This window comes from Streptomyces sp. NPDC012835, assembly GCF_042900885.1.
Taxonomy (GTDB): domain Bacteria; phylum Actinomycetota; class Actinomycetes; order Streptomycetales; family Streptomycetaceae; genus Streptomyces.
Map to the genome: position 1 here is coordinate 116,829 of NZ_JBIBBW010000002.1, position 20,297 is coordinate 137,125.

Annotated in this window: 18 protein-coding genes; 8 read left to right on the forward strand and 10 right to left on the reverse strand. The window is 71.0% G+C overall.

Annotated elements, in window-relative coordinates:
• Positions 1-27: 27 nt before the first annotated feature.
• Both sufB and ACFY6S_RS08065 read right to left on the reverse strand, forming a co-directional pair.
• Positions 28-1,449: a Fe-S cluster assembly protein SufB gene (gene sufB, locus ACFY6S_RS08060; RefSeq protein WP_388820185.1), complete on the reverse strand. Its 1,422-nt coding sequence runs from the start codon at positions 1,447-1,449 to the stop codon at positions 28-30.
• Complete coding sequence (locus ACFY6S_RS08065) at positions 1,446-2,216, reverse strand: helix-turn-helix transcriptional regulator (protein ID WP_388820188.1); 771 nt, start codon at positions 2,214-2,216, stop codon at positions 1,446-1,448. The genes sufB and ACFY6S_RS08065 overlap by 4 nt, the downstream gene beginning before the upstream one ends.
• Positions 2,217-2,380: 164 nt before the next feature.
• Here ACFY6S_RS08065 and ACFY6S_RS08070 point away from each other — a divergent pair, with 164 nt between their 5' ends.
• From ACFY6S_RS08070 to ACFY6S_RS08080, 3 genes are all read left to right on the forward strand, one after another.
• On the forward strand, positions 2,381-3,331 hold the full coding sequence (locus tag ACFY6S_RS08070) for an ABC transporter ATP-binding protein (protein WP_388820191.1): 951 nt from the start codon (positions 2,381-2,383) through the stop codon (positions 3,329-3,331).
• A complete protein-coding gene (locus ACFY6S_RS08075) occupies positions 3,328-4,128 on the forward strand; it encodes an ABC transporter permease (protein WP_388820194.1) in 801 nt (266 codons plus the stop codon). Before ACFY6S_RS08070 ends, ACFY6S_RS08075 begins: the two co-directional genes overlap by 4 nt.
• Before the next feature lie 108 nt (positions 4,129-4,236).
• Positions 4,237-5,205 carry a heme A synthase gene (locus ACFY6S_RS08080; RefSeq protein WP_388820197.1) on the forward strand — a complete coding sequence of 323 codons (969 nt, stop codon included), beginning with the start codon at positions 4,237-4,239 and terminating at the stop codon, positions 5,203-5,205.
• Between the two features lie 41 nt (positions 5,206-5,246).
• Here the strand turns inward: ACFY6S_RS08080 and ACFY6S_RS08085 are convergent, their stop codons facing one another.
• The 3 genes from ACFY6S_RS08085 to ACFY6S_RS08095 form a co-directional block, all read right to left on the reverse strand.
• A complete protein-coding gene (locus ACFY6S_RS08085) occupies positions 5,247-6,371 on the reverse strand; it encodes an amidohydrolase (protein WP_388820199.1) in 1,125 nt (374 codons plus the stop codon).
• A gap of 127 nt (positions 6,372-6,498) precedes the next feature.
• Positions 6,499-6,885, reverse strand: coding sequence for a hypothetical protein (locus ACFY6S_RS08090; protein WP_388820202.1), 387 nt, complete (start codon positions 6,883-6,885; stop codon positions 6,499-6,501).
• A gap of 110 nt (positions 6,886-6,995) precedes the next feature.
• The gene (locus ACFY6S_RS08095) at positions 6,996-7,949 is read right to left on the reverse strand and encodes a heme o synthase (protein ID WP_388820205.1); all 954 of its coding nucleotides are present in this window, start codon (positions 7,947-7,949) and stop codon (positions 6,996-6,998) included.
• A gap of 309 nt (positions 7,950-8,258) precedes the next feature.
• Between ACFY6S_RS08095 and tkt the strand changes: the two genes are divergently transcribed.
• From tkt to pgl, 5 genes are read left to right on the forward strand one after another with little or no spacing between them, the layout of a single operon-like run.
• Positions 8,259-10,334: a transketolase gene (gene tkt / locus ACFY6S_RS08100; protein ID WP_388820207.1), complete on the forward strand. Its 2,076-nt coding sequence runs from the start codon at positions 8,259-8,261 to the stop codon at positions 10,332-10,334.
• 34 nt (positions 10,335-10,368) lie between these two features.
• A complete protein-coding gene (tal, locus tag ACFY6S_RS08105; protein WP_388820211.1) occupies positions 10,369-11,487 on the forward strand; it encodes a transaldolase in 1,119 nt (372 codons plus the stop codon).
• Between the two features lie 4 nt (positions 11,488-11,491).
• On the forward strand, positions 11,492-13,024 hold the full coding sequence (gene zwf / locus ACFY6S_RS08110; RefSeq protein ID WP_388820213.1) for a glucose-6-phosphate dehydrogenase: 1,533 nt from the start codon (positions 11,492-11,494) through the stop codon (positions 13,022-13,024).
• Entirely contained in the window at positions 13,021-14,073 is a 1,053-nt protein-coding gene (gene opcA / locus ACFY6S_RS08115) for a glucose-6-phosphate dehydrogenase assembly protein OpcA (protein ID WP_388820216.1), read from the forward strand. Before zwf ends, opcA begins: the two co-directional genes overlap by 4 nt.
• On the forward strand, positions 14,070-14,852 hold the full coding sequence (gene pgl, locus ACFY6S_RS08120) for a 6-phosphogluconolactonase (RefSeq protein WP_388820219.1): 783 nt from the start codon (positions 14,070-14,072) through the stop codon (positions 14,850-14,852). The genes opcA and pgl overlap by 4 nt, the downstream gene beginning before the upstream one ends.
• 122 nt (positions 14,853-14,974) lie before the next feature.
• Here the strand turns inward: pgl and ACFY6S_RS08125 are convergent, their stop codons facing one another.
• The 5 genes from ACFY6S_RS08125 to ACFY6S_RS08145 form a co-directional block, all read right to left on the reverse strand.
• The gene (locus ACFY6S_RS08125) at positions 14,975-15,817 is read right to left on the reverse strand and encodes a poly-gamma-glutamate hydrolase family protein (RefSeq protein ID WP_388820222.1); all 843 of its coding nucleotides are present in this window, start codon (positions 15,815-15,817) and stop codon (positions 14,975-14,977) included.
• Between the two features lie 25 nt (positions 15,818-15,842).
• The gene (locus tag ACFY6S_RS08130; protein WP_388820225.1) at positions 15,843-17,510 is read right to left on the reverse strand and encodes a PH domain-containing protein; all 1,668 of its coding nucleotides are present in this window, start codon (positions 17,508-17,510) and stop codon (positions 15,843-15,845) included.
• Positions 17,507-18,001 carry a PH domain-containing protein gene (locus ACFY6S_RS08135; protein WP_388820228.1) on the reverse strand — a complete coding sequence of 165 codons (495 nt, stop codon included), beginning with the start codon at positions 17,999-18,001 and terminating at the stop codon, positions 17,507-17,509. The genes ACFY6S_RS08130 and ACFY6S_RS08135 overlap by 4 nt, the downstream gene beginning before the upstream one ends.
• 4 nt (positions 18,002-18,005) lie before the next feature.
• Positions 18,006-19,658 carry a glucose-6-phosphate isomerase gene (pgi, locus tag ACFY6S_RS08140; protein ID WP_388820231.1) on the reverse strand — a complete coding sequence of 551 codons (1,653 nt, stop codon included), beginning with the start codon at positions 19,656-19,658 and terminating at the stop codon, positions 18,006-18,008.
• Between the two features lie 223 nt (positions 19,659-19,881).
• Positions 19,882-20,217, reverse strand: a complete 336-nt coding sequence (locus tag ACFY6S_RS08145; protein ID WP_114622478.1) for an RNA polymerase-binding protein RbpA — start codon at positions 20,215-20,217, stop codon at positions 19,882-19,884.
• Positions 20,218-20,297: the final 80 nt, after the last annotated feature.

The following is a 20,297-nucleotide window of genomic DNA, read 5'->3' on the forward strand; positions in this document are numbered from 1 at the left end:
CGCGTCGGTCGGTGCTGGTCGGCGTGGTCAGCCGACCGACCCCTCCATCTGGAGCTCGATCAGCCGGTTCAGCTCCAGCGCGTACTCCATGGGCAGCTCCTTGGCGATCGGCTCGACGAAGCCGCGCACGATCATCGCCATCGCCTCGAACTCCGACATACCGCGGCTCATCAGGTAGAAGAGCTGGTCCTCGGAGACCTTGGAGACGGTCGCCTCGTGGCCCATGGACACGTCGTCCTCGCGGACGTCCACGTACGGGTAGGTGTCGGAGCGCGAGATGGTGTCGACCAGCAGCGCGTCACAGAGCACGTTGGACTTGGAGCCCTCGGCGCCCTCGCCGATCTCGATGAGACCGCGGTACGAGGTACGGCCGCCGCCGCGCGCCACCGACTTGGAGACGATGTTGGACGAGGTGTGCGGGGCCATGTGGACCATTTTGGCGCCGGCGTCCTGGTGCTGGCCCTCGCCCGCGAAGGCGATGGACAGGGTCTCGCCCTTGGCGTGCTCGCCCATCAGGTAGACGGCGGGGTACTTCATGGTGACCTTGGAGCCGATGTTGCCGTCGACCCACTCCATCGTCGCGCCCTCGTAGGCCACGGCGCGCTTGGTCACCAGGTTGTAGACGTTGTTCGACCAGTTCTGGATGGTCGTGTAGCGGCAGCGGCCGCCCTTCTTGACGATGATCTCGACCACGGCGCTGTGCAGCGAGTCCGAGGAGTAGATCGGGGCGGTGCAGCCCTCGACGTAGTGGACGTAGGCGTCCTCGTCGACGATGATCAGCGTCCGCTCGAACTGCCCCATGTTCTCCGTGTTGATACGGAAGTACGCCTGGAGCGGGATGTCGACGTGCACGCCCTTCGGCACGTAGATGAACGAACCGCCGGACCACACGGCCGTGTTGAGCGAGGCGAACTTGTTGTCGCCGACCGGGATCACCGTGCCGAAGTACTCCTGGAACAGCTCCGGGTGCTCCTTCAGCGCGGTGTCGGTGTCCTGGAAGATGACACCCTTCTCCTCCAGGTCCTCACGGATCTGGTGGTAGACCACCTCGGACTCGTACTGCGCGGCGACACCGGCGACCAGGCGCTGCTTCTCCGCCTCCGGGATGCCGAGCTTGTCGTAGGTGTTCTTGATGTCCTCGGGCAGCTCCTCCCACGAAGCGGCCTGCTTCTCGGTGGAACGCACGAAGTACTTGATGTTGTCGAAGTCGATGCCCGACAGGTCCGAGCCCCAGTTGGGCATGGGCTTCTTGTCGAACAGCCGCAGGCCCTTGAGCCGCAGCTTCAGCATCCACTCCGGCTCGTTCTTCTTCTCCGAGATGTCGCGGACGACGGCCTCGGAGAGGCCGCGCTTGGCCGCGGCGCCTGCGGCGTCGGAGTCGGCCCAGCCGAATTCGTACGTGCCCAGACCCTCCAGCTCAGGGTGGGCAGTCTCCGTGGGGAGCGTCATGCGGGGTTCCTCCCGGCTGTGCTTTCAGAAGCGTGATGGGTGGTCTGTGAGGGTGGTGGAGTCTGTGGTGGCTGTGGAGTGGCGCGGGGGATGAATGTCGTGCAGACACCGTCACCGTGGGCGATGGTGGCCAGTCTCTGCACATGCGTCCCGAGCAGCTGGGAGAAGAATTCCGTCTCCGCCTCGCACAGCTGGGGGAACTGCTCGGCGACATGCGCGACCGGGCAGTGGTGCTGGCAGAGCTGTTCGCCCTGCCGGTTCGGCGCGCCGCGAGCCGTAGCAGCGTACCCGTCCGCGCTCAGGGCCTCGGCGAGCGCCTTCGTGCGCTCCTCGGGACCGGCGGCCTCGACGGCCGAGCGGTAGCCCTCGGCCTGGCCGGCGATCCGGGCCCGGGCGAAGGCGGCCACGGCGGCCTCGCCCCGCTCCCCGCCGCCGGCCGCCGCGGCGATCCATCGCAGGGCGTCGGCGGCGAGCTGGTCGTAGGACTGGTCGAAGGCGTCCCGGCCGCAGTCGGTCAGGGCGAACACCTTCGCGGGCCTGCCGCGTCCTCGTGAGCCGTAGACTCGCTGGTCGCGCGGCTCCACCACGGAATCGGCGACCAGGGCGTCCAGATGGCGGCGGACGGCGGCCTGGGTGAGCCCGAGGCGCCCGGCCAGCTCGGAGACGGTGGACGGGCCGTGGTCCAGGATGGAGCGCGCGACCCGGTTGCGAGTGGAGTGCTCACCGGTCGCGAGTTCCTCTTGGGAAGCCTCGCCAACGTATTTCACAACGCCATTGTTGCGTAATTCCTCCGGCAGCGGCAACCGCCGTCCCGCACGGCCGACGGTGCCCTTCATCACTAAGGGTTACCTAATAATGCGGCGGAAGCGGTCCCGGGGCCGGTGTCCGGGCCCCGGCGGGGGCCGCCGGGGCAGGCCCTAGACTTCCGGGCATGCAACAGGTCTCCCCGGCTGGCTCCCAGCCCGACAGTCTCGTAGAGGTACGGGGGCTGGTGAAGCGGTACGGGACCAGGACCGCGGTCGACGGCCTCGACCTGGTGGTGCGCGCCGGCACGGTCACCGCCGTGCTGGGCCCCAACGGCGCGGGCAAGACCACCACCGTGGAAACCTGCGAGGGGTACCGCCGTCCGGATGCCGGGACCGTACGCGTCCTCGGCCTCGACCCCGTCGCGGACGCCGCCCGGCTGCGCCCGCGCATCGGCGTGATGCTCCAGTCCGGGGGCGTGTACTCCGGCGCGCGCGCCGACGAGATGCTGCGCCACATGGCCCGGCTGCACGCGAACCCGCTCGACGTGGACACCTTGATCGAGCGCCTCGGCCTGGGCGGCTGCGGCCGTACCACCTACCGACGGCTCTCCGGCGGCCAGCAGCAGCGGCTGGCGCTGGCGCTGGCCGTGGTCGGCCGGCCCGAACTGGTCTTCCTGGACGAGCCGACCGCCGGGCTCGACCCGCAGGCCCGCCGCTCCACCTGGGAGCTGGTCGGCGAGCTGCGCGCCGACGGCGTCGGCACCGTACTGACCACGCACTTCATGGACGAGGCCGAGACGCTGGCCGACGATGTCGTGATCATCGACGCGGGCCGGGTCATCGCCCAGGGCAGCCCCGAGGAGCTGTGCCGGGGCGGCGCGGAGAACACCCTGCGCTTCACCGGCCGCCCCGCGCTCGATCTCGGCTCCCTGCTGAAGGCCCTGCCCGACGGCACCGGCGCCGCCGAGCTGTCGCCCGGCGTGTACCGGATCAGCGGCGAGGTCGATCCGCAGCTGCTGGCCACGGTGGCCTCCTGGTGCGCGCAGCACGGGGTGATGGCGGACGGGATCTCCATCGAGCGGCGCACGCTGGAGGATGTCTTCCTCGAACTGACCGGCAAGGAGCTGCGTCCATGAGCACAGGGACCCACGGCGCGGCGACCCGCGCGGGCGCCGGTACGTACGCCCCGGCGCCCGGAGCTGCCCCGCTGCTGCGGATGATCGCGGCGCAGACGGCGTTCGAGACGAAGCTGCTGCTGCGCAACGGTGAACAGCTGCTGCTGACGGTGATCATCCCGTCGCTGCTGCTGGTGCTCTTCTCGACGGTGGACATCGTCGACACCGGTTCGGGCGCGGCGGTCGACTTCCTCGCTCCCGGCATCCTCGCGCTGGCCGTGATGTCCACGGCCTTCACCGGTCAGGCCATCGCGACCGGCTTCGAGCGGCGGTACGGGGTGCTCAAGCGGCTGGCGGTGTCGCCGCTGCCGCGCTGGGCGCTGATGACCGCGAAGTCCTTCTCCGTGCTGGTCACGGAGGTGCTCCAGATCGTGCTGCTCGCGGTGATCGCCCTGGCGCTCGGCTGGTCGCCGCACGGCAATCCGTTCGCCGTCGCGCTGCTGCTCGTGCTGGGCACGGCGGCGTTCTCCGGGATCGGGCTGCTGATGGCGGGCACGCTCAGGGCGGAGGCGACCCTGGCCGCCGCGAACCTGGTCTTCCTGCTGCTGCTGATGGGCGGCGGAGTGGTCGTGCCCCTGGACAAGTTCCCGGACGCGGCGGCCTCGGTCCTCGGTCTGCTGCCGATCTCGGCGCTCTCCGACGGGCTGCGGGACGTCCTCCAGCACGGCGCGGCGATGCCGTGGAGCGACCTGGGAATCCTCGCCGTGTGGGCGGTCCTCGGGCTGGGAGCGGCCGGCCGCTTCTTCCGCTGGGAGTAGCGCGAGCGCCGGGAGCGGCCGGGAAGGACGGCGGTCCGGGGCGCCTCCCACGAGGCGAAACGTGCCTTACGCACCCCTCGTGAAATCCTGCACAAGCTCCGTCCTACCATGGTGGCCGTGTTGAACCCTCTCGCGTACATCGCTCAGCGCTGGACACCCTCACCCCGCACTCTGCGACGCGCCGCGCTCAGCGCCGTCGTGATGAGCGTGGCCATCATCGTGACCGGCGGCGCGGTGCGGCTGACCGGCTCAGGGCTCGGCTGCGACACCTGGCCCAAGTGCACGGACGACAGCCTCATCGCCACCCCGGAGCAGGGTCTACACGGCGCGATCGAGTTCGGCAACCGCATGCTGACGTACGTCCTGTGCGCGGCCGTGGGCTGGGCGATCATCGCGGCGCGCTCCGTGAAGCCCCGGCGCCCCGGACTGAGCCGGCTCGCCTGGGCGCAGTTCTGGCTCGTGATGGGCAACGGCGTCATCGGCGGCATCACGGTGCTGACCGGCCTCAACCCGTGGACCGTGGCGGGTCACTTCCTCCTCGCCAGCACCCTGCTCACCGTCACCACCCTCACCTGGCTGCGCACCCACGAGGGCGACGGCACCCCCCGCCCGCGCGTCCCGCGTCCGGTGCGCAAGCTGTCCTGGGCGCTGATCGGTTCCTCGGTGGTGCTGATCGCGGCGGGTACGACGGTGACGGGTTCGGGGCGGCACGCGGGCGACAGCAGCGACGTACCGAGGATGCCGTTCGACTATGTGACCGTCGCCCATGTGCACGCGGTGTTCGCCTGGGTCGTCTGCGCGCTGGCGGTGGCGATGTGGCTGACGCTGCGCGTGGTGGACGCCCCGCTCGACATCCGCGGGCGTGCCCGGGATCTGCTGCTGGTGCTGCTCGCACAGGGCGCCATCGGTTACGTCCAGTACTTCACCGACACCCCGGAGATCCTGGTCGGTGTCCACATGCTCGGCTCGTGCCTGGTGTGGATCGCCGTGCTGCGGGTCGCGCTGAGCACCCGGGAGCGCCCGCACACCGCGGCGGAGATCCCGGCCCAGTCGGACCCGGCGCTGTCGAAGGTCTGAGCGGCCCGGCCCCCACCGGCCGCCCCGTCCGTGCCGGCCGCTCAGCCCGCCGGAAGTCCGTACACCCGGCGGGCGTTGCCCCCGGCGATCAGGCCGGCGACCCGCAGGGCGTCATCGGGCGCCCAGGCGCCGTCGGCGACCCAGCCGCCGAGGACCCTGTCCAGCGCCTCCCGGAAGGTCCGGACGGCCACCACGTGCAGTTCGGGCAGTCCGCGCGAGCCGCTGGAGAACATCAGCTTCCCGAAGGGCGCCACGTCCAGCATCTGGGCGAGTACGGCGGCGGCCCCCGCCCCGGTACGGGTGAGGGCGGCTCCCAGATCGGCGTACACATGAGGGAAGACGCTCGCCAGATGCGCCGCCTGCCGGTGGTACGGGTAGCAGCCGAGCAGGACGAGATCCGCGCCGAGCCCGGCGGTGGCCGCCGCGAAAGCGGTGAGCGGCACCGGGTCGGCGCTGGCGGCGCCGGTCCCGGCGAGTCCCCGGCCGCCGTCCCCGCCGGGGAGCAGTTGCAGCGGCAGCCCGGTACCGATGGCGGTCCAGAGCAGATGGCGCACGAGTAACGGGTCGGTGAGCCGATCGCCCGCCCGGCGACCGGACAGCCACCGCACGGCCGCGCCCCTGACCGCGCCGGGCCCCGGCGGCTCCGGCGCGAGCACGGAGCCGTGGGCCGTGGCGCTCCCCGAGCTGAAGGCGACGGCGGTCGCGGCGGCGTGGTGCACGGACTCGGCCAGGCCCGCCAGAAAGGTGCCCGCACCGCCCGAGACATCCGCGACGCGCTCCGCGAGCCGCTCCAGCCGGACGACCTCGTGGCCGCCCGCCACGCCCACGGCGGCCGTCTCACCGGGCCCCGCCAGATCGCCGGGCGGCCCGGTGTCCACCAGATAGGCGGAGATGCCGGTGGAGCGCAGCAGCCTGCGCCCGGTTTCGAGCGCGCCGAGTTCCCGGCGGCGCGCCAGATACAGGGCGGGCGGGCAGTGCGGTTCCAGGCCGAGCAGCGGCGGGCACCAGCGCCGTACCGCGAACCCGGTCTGGGTGTCGAAGAAGGTGGTGCCGGCGGCGGGCTGCCCCACCGACCCGCCGAGCTGGGTCTCGAACGTGCCGAGGCCCAGCTCCGTACGGAGGACACCGTGGCAGTACTGGTCCACCAGGGACGCTGTTTCGATCATCGGGATTCCCGTCGTGGACCGTGCACCATGGACCGGCGGGCGGACGGCCGTGCCCGCCCGGGACGCTCCGGCCCTCCTCCTACCGTCCTAACGGGTGAACCCCGTCCGGGTGGCGCCCCAGGGCCGGTCAGGCGCTCGCGCCTCCGCCGAGCTGGAGCCCGGCCATCCGGCTCCATTCGTAGGGTCCCGTGCGGACCCTAGCCGCGAACTCGCCGTCGAAGGACTCGTGGAGGGTGAGCCCCGCCCGCTCGGCGGCGCCGCGCGCCACCTCGTGGGTGGGAGCGACGAGGTCGCCCCACGCGCCGTCCTGGCCGACGAGCACGATCCGGGTGCCCGCCTGTCCGATGTACGCGAGCTGCCCCTCGGCGCCGCCGTGCTCCCGGGCGAAGGCTTCGATCTGTCGGGCGAGCCGGGCGGCCCCCCGGTGCGCGCGGGCCTCGTGCCGGGCGAGCGCCCGGTCGTCGTCGCTCCGGCCGTCGCGGTCGTTCTCGTCAACCTGCTGGGTCTCTGCCATGGCGAAGATGCTACCGACGGGTAGGGAGAACGGGTAGGAAGAAAAGAGGACGGGCGGGGTACGTGGTGAAGACCACGTACCCCGCCCGTGCCGGGCAGACGCTCAGCCGGTCAGCGCAGGAAGGGATCGACCGCGACGGCCACGAAGAGCAGCGACACATAGGTGATGGACCAGTGGAACAGCCGCATCTCCTTGAGCTTGGCGCCCTCCTTGCCCGCCTTGGCGCGGGAGTGCAGGCTGTGCGCCTCCCACAGCCAGAAGCCGCCGGCCAGCAGCGCCACCGTCGTGTAGAACCAGCCGGTGTAGCCCAGCGGGGTCAGCAGCAGCGAGACGCCGACCATCACCCAGCTGTAGAGAACGATCTGCCGCGCCACCACCCGGTTGGTCGCCACGACCGGGAGCATCGGCACGCCGACCCTGGCGTAGTCGTCCTTGACCTTCATCGACAGCGGCCAGTAGTGCGGCGGCGTCCAGAAGAACATCACGAGAAAGAGGATCACGGCCGCCCAGGACATCGAATCCGTGACGGAGGACCAGCCGATGAGCACCGGCAGGCAGCCCGCGATACCGCCCCACACGATGTTCTGTGAAGTGCGCCTCTTGAGAATCATCGTGTAGACGACGACATAGAAAAGCAGTGCGCCCAGTGCCAGCCAGGCGGAGAACCAATTGACCAGGAATCCGAGCCAGAGAGTGGAGACCACCGCGAGGGTGAGCCCGAAGACCAATCCCTCGCGCGGCGACACCATTCCGGTGACCAGGGGACGCTGCGACGTACGGTCCATCAGGGCGTCGATATCGCGGTCGATATACATGTTCAGCGCGTTGGCACCGCCGGCGGAGAGATAACCGCCGATGCAGGTGGCGAGGACCAGCCAGAGGTCGGGCACGCCCTGCTGAGCCAGGAACATCACCGGAACAGTGGTGATGAGAAGTAGTTCGATGATCCGCGGCTTGGTCAGCGCCACGAACGCCTTGACGCGGGCCCCGAACGGCCGATGGCCACCCGAGCTCGGAGTCAGGACGACCCCTGCGGGTCGGGACTCGACGGCCGTCACGCACACCCCTGACAGAGAAATCCCAGCAAGCCACCGGCATTAAGTCCCGGTAAAGACCTGCGCGTACCACGCCACTCTAGACGTTGCCCGCATGCCGATCCTCGCGGGGGTCGGGTGACGGGACTCGTGTTGAACGCCCCGCGGACACGGCCCGTACACCCGGGCGAGGGCCTGCCGAGAGGCGAAGTCCGCACACGCACCGCACCCTGGAAACGCGCTCGGAAAGATGCCAGATGCTGCGGGTAGGCTCGACAGTGAACCGGTGCGCCCAAAGACACCGGGATTCGAACATGTGGAGAGGAGCCCTGACTCAGGGTGAGCACCAAGCCGACCACCACAGACCTCGAGTGGACCGAAACGGACCGCCGGGCCGTTGACACCGCCCGCGTCCTGGCCATGGATTCCGTACAGAAGGTCGGCAACGGCCATCCGGGTACGGCCATGAGCCTCGCGCCCGCCGCGTATCTGCTCTTCCAGAAGCTCATGCGGCACGACCCCGCCGACCCGCAGTGGACGGGCCGCGACCGGTTCATCCTCTCGGCGGGCCACTCGTCGCTGACCCTCTACATCCAGCTCTACCTGGCCGGCTACGGCCTGGAGCTGTCCGACCTGGAGTCCTTCCGCACCTGGGGTTCGAAGACCCCCGGCCACCCGGAGCACGGGCACACCGCCGGTGTGGAGACGACCACGGGCCCGCTCGGGCAGGGAATCGCCAACGCCGTGGGCATGGCCATGGCCGGCCGTTACGAGCGTGGCATGTACGACCCGGACGCCGCTCCCGGCACGTCCCCGTTCGACCACACCATCTATGTGATCGCCGGTGACGGCTGCCTCCAGGAGGGCATCTCCGCTGAGGCGTCCTCGCTGGCCGGGCACCAGAAGCTCGGCAACCTCGTCCTGCTCTGGGACGACAATCACATCTCCATCGAGGGCGACACCGAGACCGCGGTCTCCGAGGACACCCTCAAGCGGTACGAGGCGTACGGCTGGCACGTCCAGCGCGTGGCGCAGTCGCCCGACGGCGACCTCGACCCGCAGGGGCTGTACGAGGCGCTGAAGGCGGCCAAGGCCGAGACCGAACGCCCCTCGTTCATCGCGGCCCGCTCGATCATCGCCTGGCCCGCCCCGCACGCCCAGAACACCGAGGCCGCGCACGGCTCGGCGCTCGGCGACGAGGAGGTCGCGGCGACGAAGAAGGTCCTCGGCTTCGACCCCGAGAAGTCCTTCGCCGTCTCCGACGAGGTCATCGCGCACACCCGCGAGGCCCTCGACCGCGGCCGTGAGGCGCGCGGCGAGTGGGACAAGACGTTCGCCGCGTGGCGCACCGCCAACCCGGAGCGCGCGCAGACGTTCGACCGGGTGCGCGCGGGTGAACTGCCCGCCGGCTGGGAGGACAAGCTCCCCGCCTTCGAGACCGGCAAGGCCCTCGCCACGCGCGCGGCGTCCGGCAAGGTCCTCCAGGCGCTGGGTGAGGTCATCCCCGAGCTGTGGGGCGGCTCGGCCGACCTCGCCGGCTCGAACAACACCACCATCGACAAGACCTCGTCGTTCCTCCCGGTGGGCAACTCGCTGCCGGGCGCGTCCCCGTACGGCCGCACGGTGCACTACGGCATCCGCGAGCACGCCATGGGCTCGACGATGAACGGCATCGCGCTGCACGGCAACACCCGTATCTACGGCGGCACCTTCCTGGTGTTCTCCGACTACATGCGCCCGCCCGTCCGGCTCGCCGCGCTGATGCAGGTCCCCGTCACCTATGTGTGGACGCACGACTCGATCGGCGTCGGCGAGGACGGTCCGACCCACCAGCCGGTCGAGCAGCTCGCCGCGCTGCGCGCCATCCCGGGCCTCAACATCGTCCGCCCGGCCGACGCCAACGAGACGGCGATCGCCTGGCGCGAGATCCTCAAGCGCCACGACAAGGGCGCTCCGCACGGTCTGGCGCTCACCCGCCAGGGTGTGCCGACGTACGAGGCCAACGACGATGCCGCCAAGGGCGGTTACGTGCTGTTCGAGGCCGAGGGCGGCGCGCCGCAGGTCGTGCTGATCGGTACCGGTTCCGAGGTTCAGCTGGCCGTGGAGGCGCGCGAGCAGCTCCAGGCCGCGGGCATCCCGACGCGTGTCGTGTCGATGCCGTCGGTGGAGTGGTTCGACGAGCAGGACCAGGCGTACAGGGACAGCGTGCTGCCCCCGTCCGTGAAGGCGCGCGTGGCGGTCGAGGCGGGCATCGCCCTGACCTGGCACCGTTTCGTGGGCGACGCCGGGCGCGTCGTCTCGCTGGAGCACTTCGGGGCCTCGGCCGACGCGAAGATCCTCTTCCGCGAGTTCGGACTCACCGCCGACGCGGTCGCCGCCGCCGCCCGGGAATCTCTTGAGGCCGCGGCGCGCTGACGCCCATATACGAACAGTAGGAGATGCAAACCTCATGACAGACGCACTCAAGCGCCTCTCCGACGAAGGCGTCGCGATCTGGCTCGACGACCTCTCGCGCCAGCGGATCACGTCCGGCAACCTCGCCGAACTGATCGACCAGCAGCACGTGGTCGGCGTCACCACCAACCCGTCGATCTTCCAGAAGGCGATCAGCGGCGGCGACGGCTACGACCAGCAGCTCGCCGATCTCGCCACCCGCAGGGTCACGGTCGAGGAAGCGGTCCGCATGATCACGACGGCGGACGTCCGCGACGCCGCCGACATCCTGCGTCCGGTCTTCGACGCGACCGACGGCCAGGACGGCCGGGTCTCCATCGAGGTGGACCCGCGCCTGGCGCACAACACCGAGGCGACCGTGGCCGAGGCCAAGCAGCTCGCCTGGCTGGTGGACCGCCCGAACACCCTCATCAAGATCCCGGCGACCAAGGCCGGCCTGCCGGCGATCACCGAGACGATCGGCCGGGGCATCAGCGTCAACGTCACGCTGATCTTCTCGCTGGAGCGCTACCGCGAGGTCATGGCGGCCTACATCGCGGGGCTGGAGAAGGCGAAGGCCGCCGGCCTGGACCTCTCCAAGATCCACTCGGTGGCGTCCTTCTTCGTGTCCCGCGTGGACACCGAGATCGACAAGCGGCTCGACGCGCTGGGCACCGACGAGGCCAAGGACGCGCGCGGCAAGGCGGCCCTCGCCAACGCCCGGCTCGCCTACGAGGCGTACGAAGAGGTCTTCGGCGGCGAGAGGTGGGCGGCCCTGGACCGGGCGCAGGCCAACAAGCAGCGTCCGCTGTGGGCCTCGACCGGCGTCAAGGACCCGGCGTACAAGGACACCCTGTACGTGGACGACCTGGTGGCCCCCAACACGGTGAACACCATGCCGGAGGCCACGCTCGAAGCCGCCGCCGACCACGGCCGGATCACCGGTGACACCGTGCGCGGCACCTACGACCAGGCTCGGGCCGACCTCGAAGCCGTCGCCAAGCTCGGCATCTCGTACGACGACGTCGTGCAGGTGCTGGAGGACGAGGGCGTCGAGAAGTTCGAGGCGTCCTGGACCGACCTGCTCAAGTCGACCGAGGCGGAGCTGAAGCGCCTCGCCCCTTCGGAGGGCTGATCCCTTGACCGCAACCCACGGAGCGAACCCGCTCCGTGACGCCGCGGACCGACGGCTCCCGCGTATCGCGGGGCCGTCGGGCCTGGTCATCTTTGGCGTCACGGGCGATTTGTCCCGCAAAAAGCTGATGCCTGCCGTCTATGACCTCGCCAACCGTGGTCTTCTGCCGCCGGGCTTCTCCCTCATCGGCTTCGCCCGTCGCGAATGGCAGGACGAGGACTTCGCGCAGGAGGTCCACGACGCGGTCAAGGAGCACGCGCGCACCCCGTTCCGCGAGGAGGTCTGGCAGCAGCTCGTCCAGGGGATGCGCTTCGTCCAGGGCGTCTTCGACGACGACGACGCGTTCGAGAACCTGAAGGCGACGATCGCCGAGCTGGACAAGGCGCAGGGGACGGGCGGCAACTTCGCCTTCTACCTCTCCGTACCGCCGAAGTTCTTCCCGCAGGTCGTCCAGCAGCTCAAGAAGCACGGGCTCGCGGACCAGAAGGAGGGCTCCTGGCGGCGCGCCGTCATCGAGAAGCCCTTCGGCCACGACCTGACGTCGGCGATCGAGCTGAACAAGGTCGTCCACGAGGTCTTCCCGTCCAACGAGGTCTTCCGGATCGACCACTACCTGGGCAAGGAGACCGTCCAGAACATCCTGGCGCTGCGCTTCGCCAACACCCTCTTCGAGCCGATCTGGAACCGGTCGTACGTCGACCACGTGCAGATCACCATGGCCGAGGACATCGGCATCGGCGGCCGGGCCGGGTACTACGACGGCATCGGCGCCGCCCGTGACGTCATCCAGAACCACCTGCTCCAGCTGCTCGCGCTGACCGCGATGGAGGAGCCCGCCTCCTTCGACGCCGACGCGCTCGCGGCGGAGAAGACCAAGGTGCTGGGTGCCGTGAAGCTGCCCAAGGACCTGGGCGAGAACACGGTGCGCGGGCAGTACGCGGCCGGCTGGCAGGGCGGCGAGCAGGCCGTCGGCTACCTCCAGGAAGACGGCATCGACCCCCGGTCGAAGACCGACACGTACGCCGCCGTGAAGCTGGAGATCGACAACCGCCGCTGGGCGGGCGTCCCCTTCTATCTCCGGACCGGCAAGCGGCTCGGCCGCCGGGTCACCGAGATCGCGGTCGTCTTCCAGCGCGCCCCGCACTCCCCCTTCGACCACACGGCGACGGAGGAGCTGGGGCAGAACGCCCTGGTCATCCGGGTCCAGCCGGACGAGGGCGTGACCATGCGGTTCGGTTCAAAGGTGCCGGGCACCTCGATGGAGGTGCGGGACGTCTCGATGGACTTCGCGTACGGCGAGTCCTTCACGGAGTCCAGCCCCGAGGCGTACGAGCGGCTCATCCTCGATGTGCTGCTCGGCGACTCGAACCTCTTCCCGCGCGTGGAGGAGGTCGAGCTGTCCTGGAAGATCCTCGACCCGATCGAGCACTACTGGGACAAGCACGGCAAGCCCGCGCAGTACGAGTCCGGGACCTGGGGTCCGGTCGAGGCGGACGAAATGCTCGCACGAGACGGACGGAGCTGGCGTCGGCCATGAAGATCGACCTAACGGACACCACGTCCAGCAAGATCAACAAGGCGCTGGTGCAGGGGCGCCGGGCGATCGGCACCCCCGCCATCGGCATGGTCCTCACCCTGGTCCTCGTCACCGACGAGGAGAACCAGTACGACGCGCTCAAGGCCGCCAACGACGCGTCCCGCGAGCACCCGTCGCGCAAGCTGGTCGTCGTCAAGCGGGTCTCCCGTTCGCCGCGCGACCGCGCCAAGGCGAGGCTCGACGCGGAGGTACGGGTCGGCGCCGACGCGGGCACCGGCGAGACGGTCGTGCTGCGCCTGTACGGCGACGTCATAGACCACGCCCAGTCGGTGGTGCTGCCGCTGCTCCTGCCGGACGCCCCGGTCGTCGTGTGGTGGCCGGTCAACGCGCCGGTGAACCCCGCCAAGGACTCGCTGGGCAAGCTGGCGCAGCGCCGGGTGACGGACACCTACGCCGCGGAGAACCCGGTGGAGGAGCTGACGGCGCGGGCCGATGCCTACACCCCGGGCGACACGGATCTGTCCTGGACCCGGATCACCCCGTGGCGTTCGATGGTGGCCGCCGCCCTCGACCAGGTGGACTGCGAGGTCACCTCGGTGGAGGTGGAGGGCGAGGAGCACAACCCGAGCTGTGAGCTGCTCGCCATGTGGCTCGCGAACCGGCTGCGGGTGCCGGTGAAGCGCAGCGTCTCGGGCGGCCCCGGACTCACGGCCGTACGGATGGAGACGACCTGCGGGCCGATCAAGCTGGACCGGGCGGACGGGTCGCTGGCGACGCTGTCCATCGAGGGCCAGCCGGACCGCGCGGTGGCGCTGAAGCGGCGGGAGACCGCCGAGCTGATCGCGGAGGAGCTGCGCCGGCTGGACCCGGACGACACCTACGCTTCGGCGCTGCGTTTCGGGGTGCACCGGCTGGGCGACGCGGAGCGGCCGTCGGTCTCGACGCCCGCCCACGCGGCGGCCTCGGCAGCGGCCTCCGGGGAGTCGTCCGGCTCCGCTTCGTCGGCGGCCACTCCGGCCACCATGCCGAAGAAGGCGTCCCCGAAGTGAGTACGCCGCAGCTGGTCGTCCACCGCGACAAGGAGCTGATGGCGCAGGCGGCGGCGGCCCGGCTGATCACACGGATCGTGGACGCCCAGGCCGCCCGGGGCTCCGCCTCGGTGGTGCTGACCGGTGGCCGCAACGGCAACGGGCTGCTGGCCGCGTTGGCGGCGGCGCCGGCCCGGGACGCGGTGGACTGGTCGCGCCTCGATCTGTGGTGGGGCGACGAGCGCTTCCTGCCGGAGGGCGATCCGGAGCGGAACGCCACCCAGGCCGGGGAGGCGCTGCTCGACTCGGTGCCGCTGGACCCCGCGCGGGTCCACGCGATGCCGGCCTCGGACGGTCCGTACGGCAGCGATGTGGAGGCGGCGGCCGCCGCCTACGCCACGGAGCTGGCGGCGGCGGCCCGGCCCGGGGACCACGGCCGGGTGCCGACGTTCGACGTGCTGATGCTGGGCGTCGGTCCTGACACCCATGTCGCCTCGCTCTTCCCGGAGTTGCCGGCCGTACGGGAGACGGAGCGCACGGTGGTCGCCGTGCGTGGCGCGCCGAAGCCGCCGCCGATCCGGATCTCGCTCACGCTGCCGGCGATCCGCGCGGCGCACGAGGTGTGGCTGCTGGCGGCGGGCGAGGACAAGGCGGAGGCGGCGGAGATCGCGCTGTCGGGAGCGGGCGAGATCCAGGCTCCGGCGGCCGGCGCGTACGGCCGTGGCCGCACCCTGTGGCTGCTGGACGCGGCGGCGGCCTCGGCCCTGCCGCGCGCCCTGTATCCCCCGGCGTCCGCCTGACGCCACCGTCGGCCCGCCCCCGGGACCTCTTGGGTCCAGGGGGCGGGCCGACGCGTGTGCGGGCGCGTCCGGGTCGGGGCGGGCGCGGGACGCGGGAAGGGCCCGGTCGGAGAATGGCCCGGTCAGAGAATGGCCTGGTCGGAGCGGGCCTCCAGCCGGGCGATGGCCGTACGGGCCGCGCCCACGAACCGGTCGAAGACCTCGTTGGTGGAACCGGGGCGTCCGGCGCGGGTGTTGACGCCGAACATGGACTGGCGCAGCTCGGTGGTGATCTCCAGCTGACCGCCCTTGGAGAGCACGGTGCGGTTGGCGATGTTCAGGGGCTGCACCCCGGCGAGGGCGGGCTTGGTCGAGCCGTCGATCGTCACGAATCCGGCCGCGCCGAAGGCGTCGTGCAGATACTGCTTGAAGGTGTCGTTGAGGCCGCCCACGACGATGGCCTCGGGCCGGCTGCCCGCGACGCCGGCCTGTGCGGCCGTACAGCCGTGCAGGCTCAGCACGTTGAGGCTGCCGCCCGCCATCGACAGGGCCACGCGGTCGTCGCAGTTCACGGACGTGACGTGCAGTTCGCCGTTGTTGCTCGACCGCAGCCCCTCGAACATCCAGTAGTCGTACACCGGACCGGCCGCGGGTCTGACCTCGAAGGTGGCCGGGTGGTAGCCGGCGATCCCGAGGCACAGCTCCGAGGTCCCGGTCTCGATGCCGCCGCCGTGGAGGGCCATGACCGTGGTGCGGTGGAACGGGTAGGCGGCGCCGAGGCTGTTGTCGTACTTCTCGTGCCGCTTGTAGCGGCGGGCGAAGTCGGTGCCTTCCTGTCCCGCGAGCTTGCGGTACAGGTCGGTGTTGGAGGCGTACAGGTCGTCGGCGGCGTAGGCGGGGGCGGCGCCCGCCCCGGTCAGCAGGGGACCGCTCACGGCGGCGGTGGCGAGGACGGTGAGCACCGCACGGCGGCTGGTATTTGTCATACCGTAATGATCCATACGCCCTGCGTCAGCGGGTCGGCGGGGGCACGGCCGTCGCGGACGCGGCCGGACCGTCCGTGGCCGGGTCGCCGGGCCTGTCCCGCACGAGAAAGGGCTCCAGCAGCCCCGGTACGGCCTCGGCGGCGAAGGCGAGCCCCTCGTCCCGGGCCACGTCGCGCAGGTGGTAGGCGCCCTCCCCCGCGGCCGTGGTCGCGGTCACCGTCAGCAGCCCGGCGCGCCGCTGGAAGACGGACTGCTTGACCGTCCAGCCGATCACACCGCCGCGCTGGAGCGCCACGGTGGTACGGCGCAGGGTGCCCGAGCGCGCCAGCAGATAGCCGCCGCTCAGTCCGTGGCCCAGATTGCGGTAGGCGTCGAGGGCCAGCAGCACGGCGAGCGGCAGCGTCACCGCGGCGCAGACCGCGGCGATCCGGAGAAGGACGTCGGTCAGCAGCACGCCCAGCAGAGCGAGGACCGCGACCGGTGCCAGCGCCGCGGCCAGGGCCCAGCGCAGCCGCCGGCCGCGCGCGGCCCGGGGGTGCCGGACGAGGCGGGCGGCACGGGTCGGGGAGACGGCCTCGCGCAGTACCCGCGCGGCCACCGCCTCCGCCACCTCGCGCGGCGCGGCCGGCAGCAGGGTCTTGTGGTCGGCGTGCTCGTCCTCCTCGTCCCGCGCGAGACCGGTGGCGACCGCGTCGAGTCTGGCCGCGCCCGCCAGCCGCACGCCGAGCGGCTCGACCAGCTCCACCCCGCGCAGCCGGCGCTCCTCGATGGAGACCGAGCGGGAGGTGAGCAGCCCCCTGCGCACCCGCAGGGTGGCGCCCGGCTCCCGTTCCAGCCGGTAGTTCCACCACATCTCCGTCCACAGCCCGAGTGCGCCGATCACCCCGGAGAGCGCGGCGGCGGCCACGACGGAGGCGATCAGCCAGCCGAGCGGGGTGTCGTGGAAGCGGTCGTCGGCCCAGTGGAACAGCCGGGCCTGGACGCCGAACCAGTCGCTCACCTGGAGCACGGTCCCGATCGAAGCGCCGCCCAGCACGGGCGCGAGGAACGAGATCGGGGCGTACCGCATCCACCGGAGGTCGAGGACCGCCAGCATGCCGTCGCGGTCCGCGCCGGACGCGCCGCTGACGGGACGGGCGAGGAGTTCGGTACGCAGCCGCTCGCCCTCGGCCCTGGTGACCGGTTCCAGCTCCAGCGTGGACTCACCGCCGGACTGTTCCCCGGTGCCGATCCGGACCTTGACCAGACCGAGTATCCGCAGCAGCGGGTGGGCGGTCAGATCGACGCTGCGGATGCGTTCGCGCGCCAGGGAGCGCCGTTTGACGAGGAAGAGGCCCGTGTGGAGTTCGGCGCGCTCGGGCCCGACGCGGTAGCGGGTACGGCGCCAGCGGACGTACTCCCCGCACAGCCCGAAGCCGACGACCAGCACCGCCCCGGCGGCCACCCAGGCGAGCGCCCGTCCCAGCGGCATCCGGCCGGTCATGCCGATGGCGGTCGGCACCCCGCCGCCGAGGACGACCCCGGCCAGGACGAGGGCCGTGACCAGCAGGGTGCGCGGGTCCAGCCGCCGCCACCCCTCCTCGCCGGCCGCTTCCGCCGGAGCGGCCGGGGCGGTGCGGGCGACGGCGTCGGCCGCGCCCTCGTCCTCGCCCGGCACCGGCACCGGCCGCACGAACTCCACGGGCTCGCTCATGTGGCGTCCCCGGGGATGCCCTGGGTGATGTGCGTCAGCCGCTCGGCCAGCTCGGCCGCCACTTCGTGGTCGAGCCCCGCGATCCGCACCGCGCCCTTGGACGACGCGGTGGTGACGATCACCGTGGAGAGCCGGAACAACTGCTCCAGCGGACCGCGCACGGTGTCCACGGTCTGTATCCGGGACATCGGCGCGATCCGCCACTCCTGCCAGAAGAAGCCGGTACGGACGTAGACCGCCTCATCCGTCACCTCCCACCGGTGCACCCGGAACCACCACGCGGGGACCAGCACGGTAAAGGCCAGTCCCAGTACGGCCAGCACGGCGGCGGGCACCAGCAGCCAGGTCCGTGCCGGGGCGATCAGCGTCCCCAGCACGGCCAGTACGGCGACCGGGGCCAGGGTCAGCAGCAGCCACTGCGTACGCCACCAGCCGACGGCGCGCGCTGCCGGTGTGTTGTTCGGCGGCCGGAGCCGTACCCCCTCCCCCATCGGCTCAGCGACCGCGCAGCGAGCGGTACGTGGCGACGAGCGCCGCCGTCGAGGCGTCCAGCCCCTCGCCCTCCGCCTCACCGGTGAGCACGGGCTCGATCTTCTTGGCGAGGACCTTGCCCAGCTCGACGCCCCACTGGTCGAAGGAGTCGATGTTCCAGACGGCGCCCTGGACGAACACCTTGTGCTCGTACAGCGCGATCAGCTGGCCCAGCACGGACGGGGTGAGGGACCCGGCGAGGATCGTGGTGGTCGGGTGGTCGCCCCGGAACGTCTTGTGCGGCACCAGCTCCTCGGGCACGCCCTCCGCCCGTACCTCCTCGGGCGTCTTGCCGAAGGCGAGCGCCTGGGTCTGCGCGAAGAAGTTGGCCATCAGCAGGTCGTGCTGGGCGACGAGACCGGGCGGCAGATCGTCGACGGGCCGGGCGAAACCGATGAAGTCGGCCGGGATGACCTTCGTGCCCTGGTGGATCAGCTGGTAGTAGGCGTGCTGTCCGTTGGTGCCGGGCGTGCCCCACACGACGGGGCCGGTCTGCCACTCGACCGGGTGACCGTCCCGGTCCACCGACTTGCCGTTCGACTCCATGTCCAGCTGCTGGAGGTACGCGGTGAACTTCGACAGGTAGTGGCTGTACGGCAGGACCGCGTGCGACTGCGCGTCGAAGAACGCCCCGTACCAGACGCCCAGCAGCCCCAGCAGCAGCGGCGCGTTCTCCTCGGGCGGCGCAGTGCGGAAGTGCTCGTCCACGAGGTGGAAGCCGTCGAGCATCTCGCGGAACCGGTCGGGGCCGATCGCGATCATCAGGGAGAGCCCGATGGCCGAGTCGTACGAGTAACGCCCCCCGACCCAGTCCCAGAACTCGAACATGTTGGCGGTGTCGATGCCGAAGCCGGACACCTTCTCGGCGTTGGTGGAGAGCGCCACGAAGTGCTTGGCGACGGCGCTCTGGTCGGCGCGCAGGCCGGTCAGCAGCCAGTCCCGCGCCGAGGTGGCGTTGGTGATGGTCTCGATGGTGGTGAAGGTCTTCGACGCGATGATGAACAGCGTCTCGGCCGGGTCCAGGTCCCGGACCGCCTCGTGCAGGTCGGCGCCGTCCACGTTGGAGACGAAGCGGACCGTCAGCTCCCGGTCGGTGAAGGAGCGCAGCGCCTCGTAGGCCATCGCGGGACCGAGGTCGGAGCCGCCGATGCCGACATTGACGATGTTCTTGATGGGCCGGCCGGTGTGACCGGTCCACTCGCCGGACCTGATCCGGTCGGCGAAGGCGCTCATCCTGTCGAGAACGGCGTGCACCGCCGGTACGACGTTCTGACCGTCCACCTCGATCACGGCGTCGCGGGGAGCGCGCAGCGCGGTGTGCAGCACCGCCCGGTCCTCGGTCGTGTTGATCTTCTCGCCGCGGAACATCGCGTCCCGCAGCTCCGCCACACCGGTGGCGGCGGCCAGCTCGCGCAGCAGCCCCAGCGTCTCGCCGGTCACCAGGTGCTTGGAGTAGTCCAGATGCAGATCGCCCACCCGCAGGGTGTAACCGGTGCCGCGTGCCGGATCAGCGGCGAACAGCTCCCGCAGCCCCGTCCCGCCCAGCTGCTCCCGGTGCTTGCCCAGAGCGCTCCACTCGGGCAGCCGGTTGAGCTTCGTGCGTCCCTCTGCGTTCATTCGGACATCAGCCCACTTCTTCTCGTGCTTGCAGACATGCCCCGCTTTCTTCCCAACCTAATTGATCAGACGGCTGTGCGAGACGCCGACAAGTACGAGGCACGCGCGGGACGTGTACGGGGGCGGCCGGACGGCGGCAGACGGGCGGGAAGCGCTCCGGCCGGGCACCTCTGCGGTGCCCGGCCGGAAGAAAGGCGGGGGAATGAGCGGGAAAACAAAATGGCTAGAATTCGCCGCGAAGCTTGGCCAGCGCTTCGGCCAGGATCGCCTCGCCGTCCGCGTCGCTGCGCCGCTCGCGTACATAGGCGAGATGCGTCTTGTACGGCTCGGTGCGGGGCGGGTCCGGCGGGTTGTCCCGGTCCTGGCCTGCCGGGAAGCCGCAGCGCGGGCAGTCCCACGTCTCCGGAACCTGCGCGTCGCTGGCGAAGCTCGGCACCGTCTCGTGCCCGTTGGAGCACCAGAAGGAGATGCGCAGGCGGGGCGCTGACTCGCCGCGCTCGGCCTCACCCATCGGCCCCGCTCCGACCCGGCTTCCCCGGATCGCGTTGCCACTTGCCACGGTCGTAACTCCCTGCGTGATGGTGCCGCAATGCATCGGTGGGCAGCTCCGCTGCCGGGCCGGCCACAGTCTACGTAAGG

Coding starts and splice junctions, on each gene's coding strand:
- tal (WP_388820211.1), top strand. CDS start 10,369: ATGACAGACGCACTCAAGCGCCTCTCCGACGAAGGCGTCGCGATCTGG.
- ACFY6S_RS08075 (WP_388820194.1), top strand. CDS start 3,328: ATGAGCACAGGGACCCACGGCGCGGCGACCCGCGCGGGCGCCGGTACG.
- ACFY6S_RS08085 (WP_388820199.1), bottom strand. CDS start 6,371: ATGATCGAAACAGCGTCCCTGGTGGACCAGTACTGCCACGGTGTCCTC.
- ACFY6S_RS08125 (WP_388820222.1), bottom strand. CDS start 15,817: ATGACAAATACCAGCCGCCGTGCGGTGCTCACCGTCCTCGCCACCGCC.
- ACFY6S_RS08130 (WP_388820225.1), bottom strand. CDS start 17,510: ATGAGCGAGCCCGTGGAGTTCGTGCGGCCGGTGCCGGTGCCGGGCGAG.
- sufB (WP_388820185.1), bottom strand. CDS start 1,449: ATGACGCTCCCCACGGAGACTGCCCACCCTGAGCTGGAGGGTCTGGGC.
- pgi (WP_388820231.1), bottom strand. CDS start 19,658: ATGAACGCAGAGGGACGCACGAAGCTCAACCGGCTGCCCGAGTGGAGC.
- ACFY6S_RS08080 (WP_388820197.1), top strand. CDS start 4,237: ATGGTGGCCGTGTTGAACCCTCTCGCGTACATCGCTCAGCGCTGGACA.
- ACFY6S_RS08135 (WP_388820228.1), bottom strand. CDS start 18,001: ATGGGGGAGGGGGTACGGCTCCGGCCGCCGAACAACACACCGGCAGCG.
- ACFY6S_RS08070 (WP_388820191.1), top strand. CDS start 2,381: ATGCAACAGGTCTCCCCGGCTGGCTCCCAGCCCGACAGTCTCGTAGAG.
- opcA (WP_388820216.1), top strand. CDS start 13,021: ATGAAGATCGACCTAACGGACACCACGTCCAGCAAGATCAACAAGGCG.
- ACFY6S_RS08090 (WP_388820202.1), bottom strand. CDS start 6,885: ATGGCAGAGACCCAGCAGGTTGACGAGAACGACCGCGACGGCCGGAGC.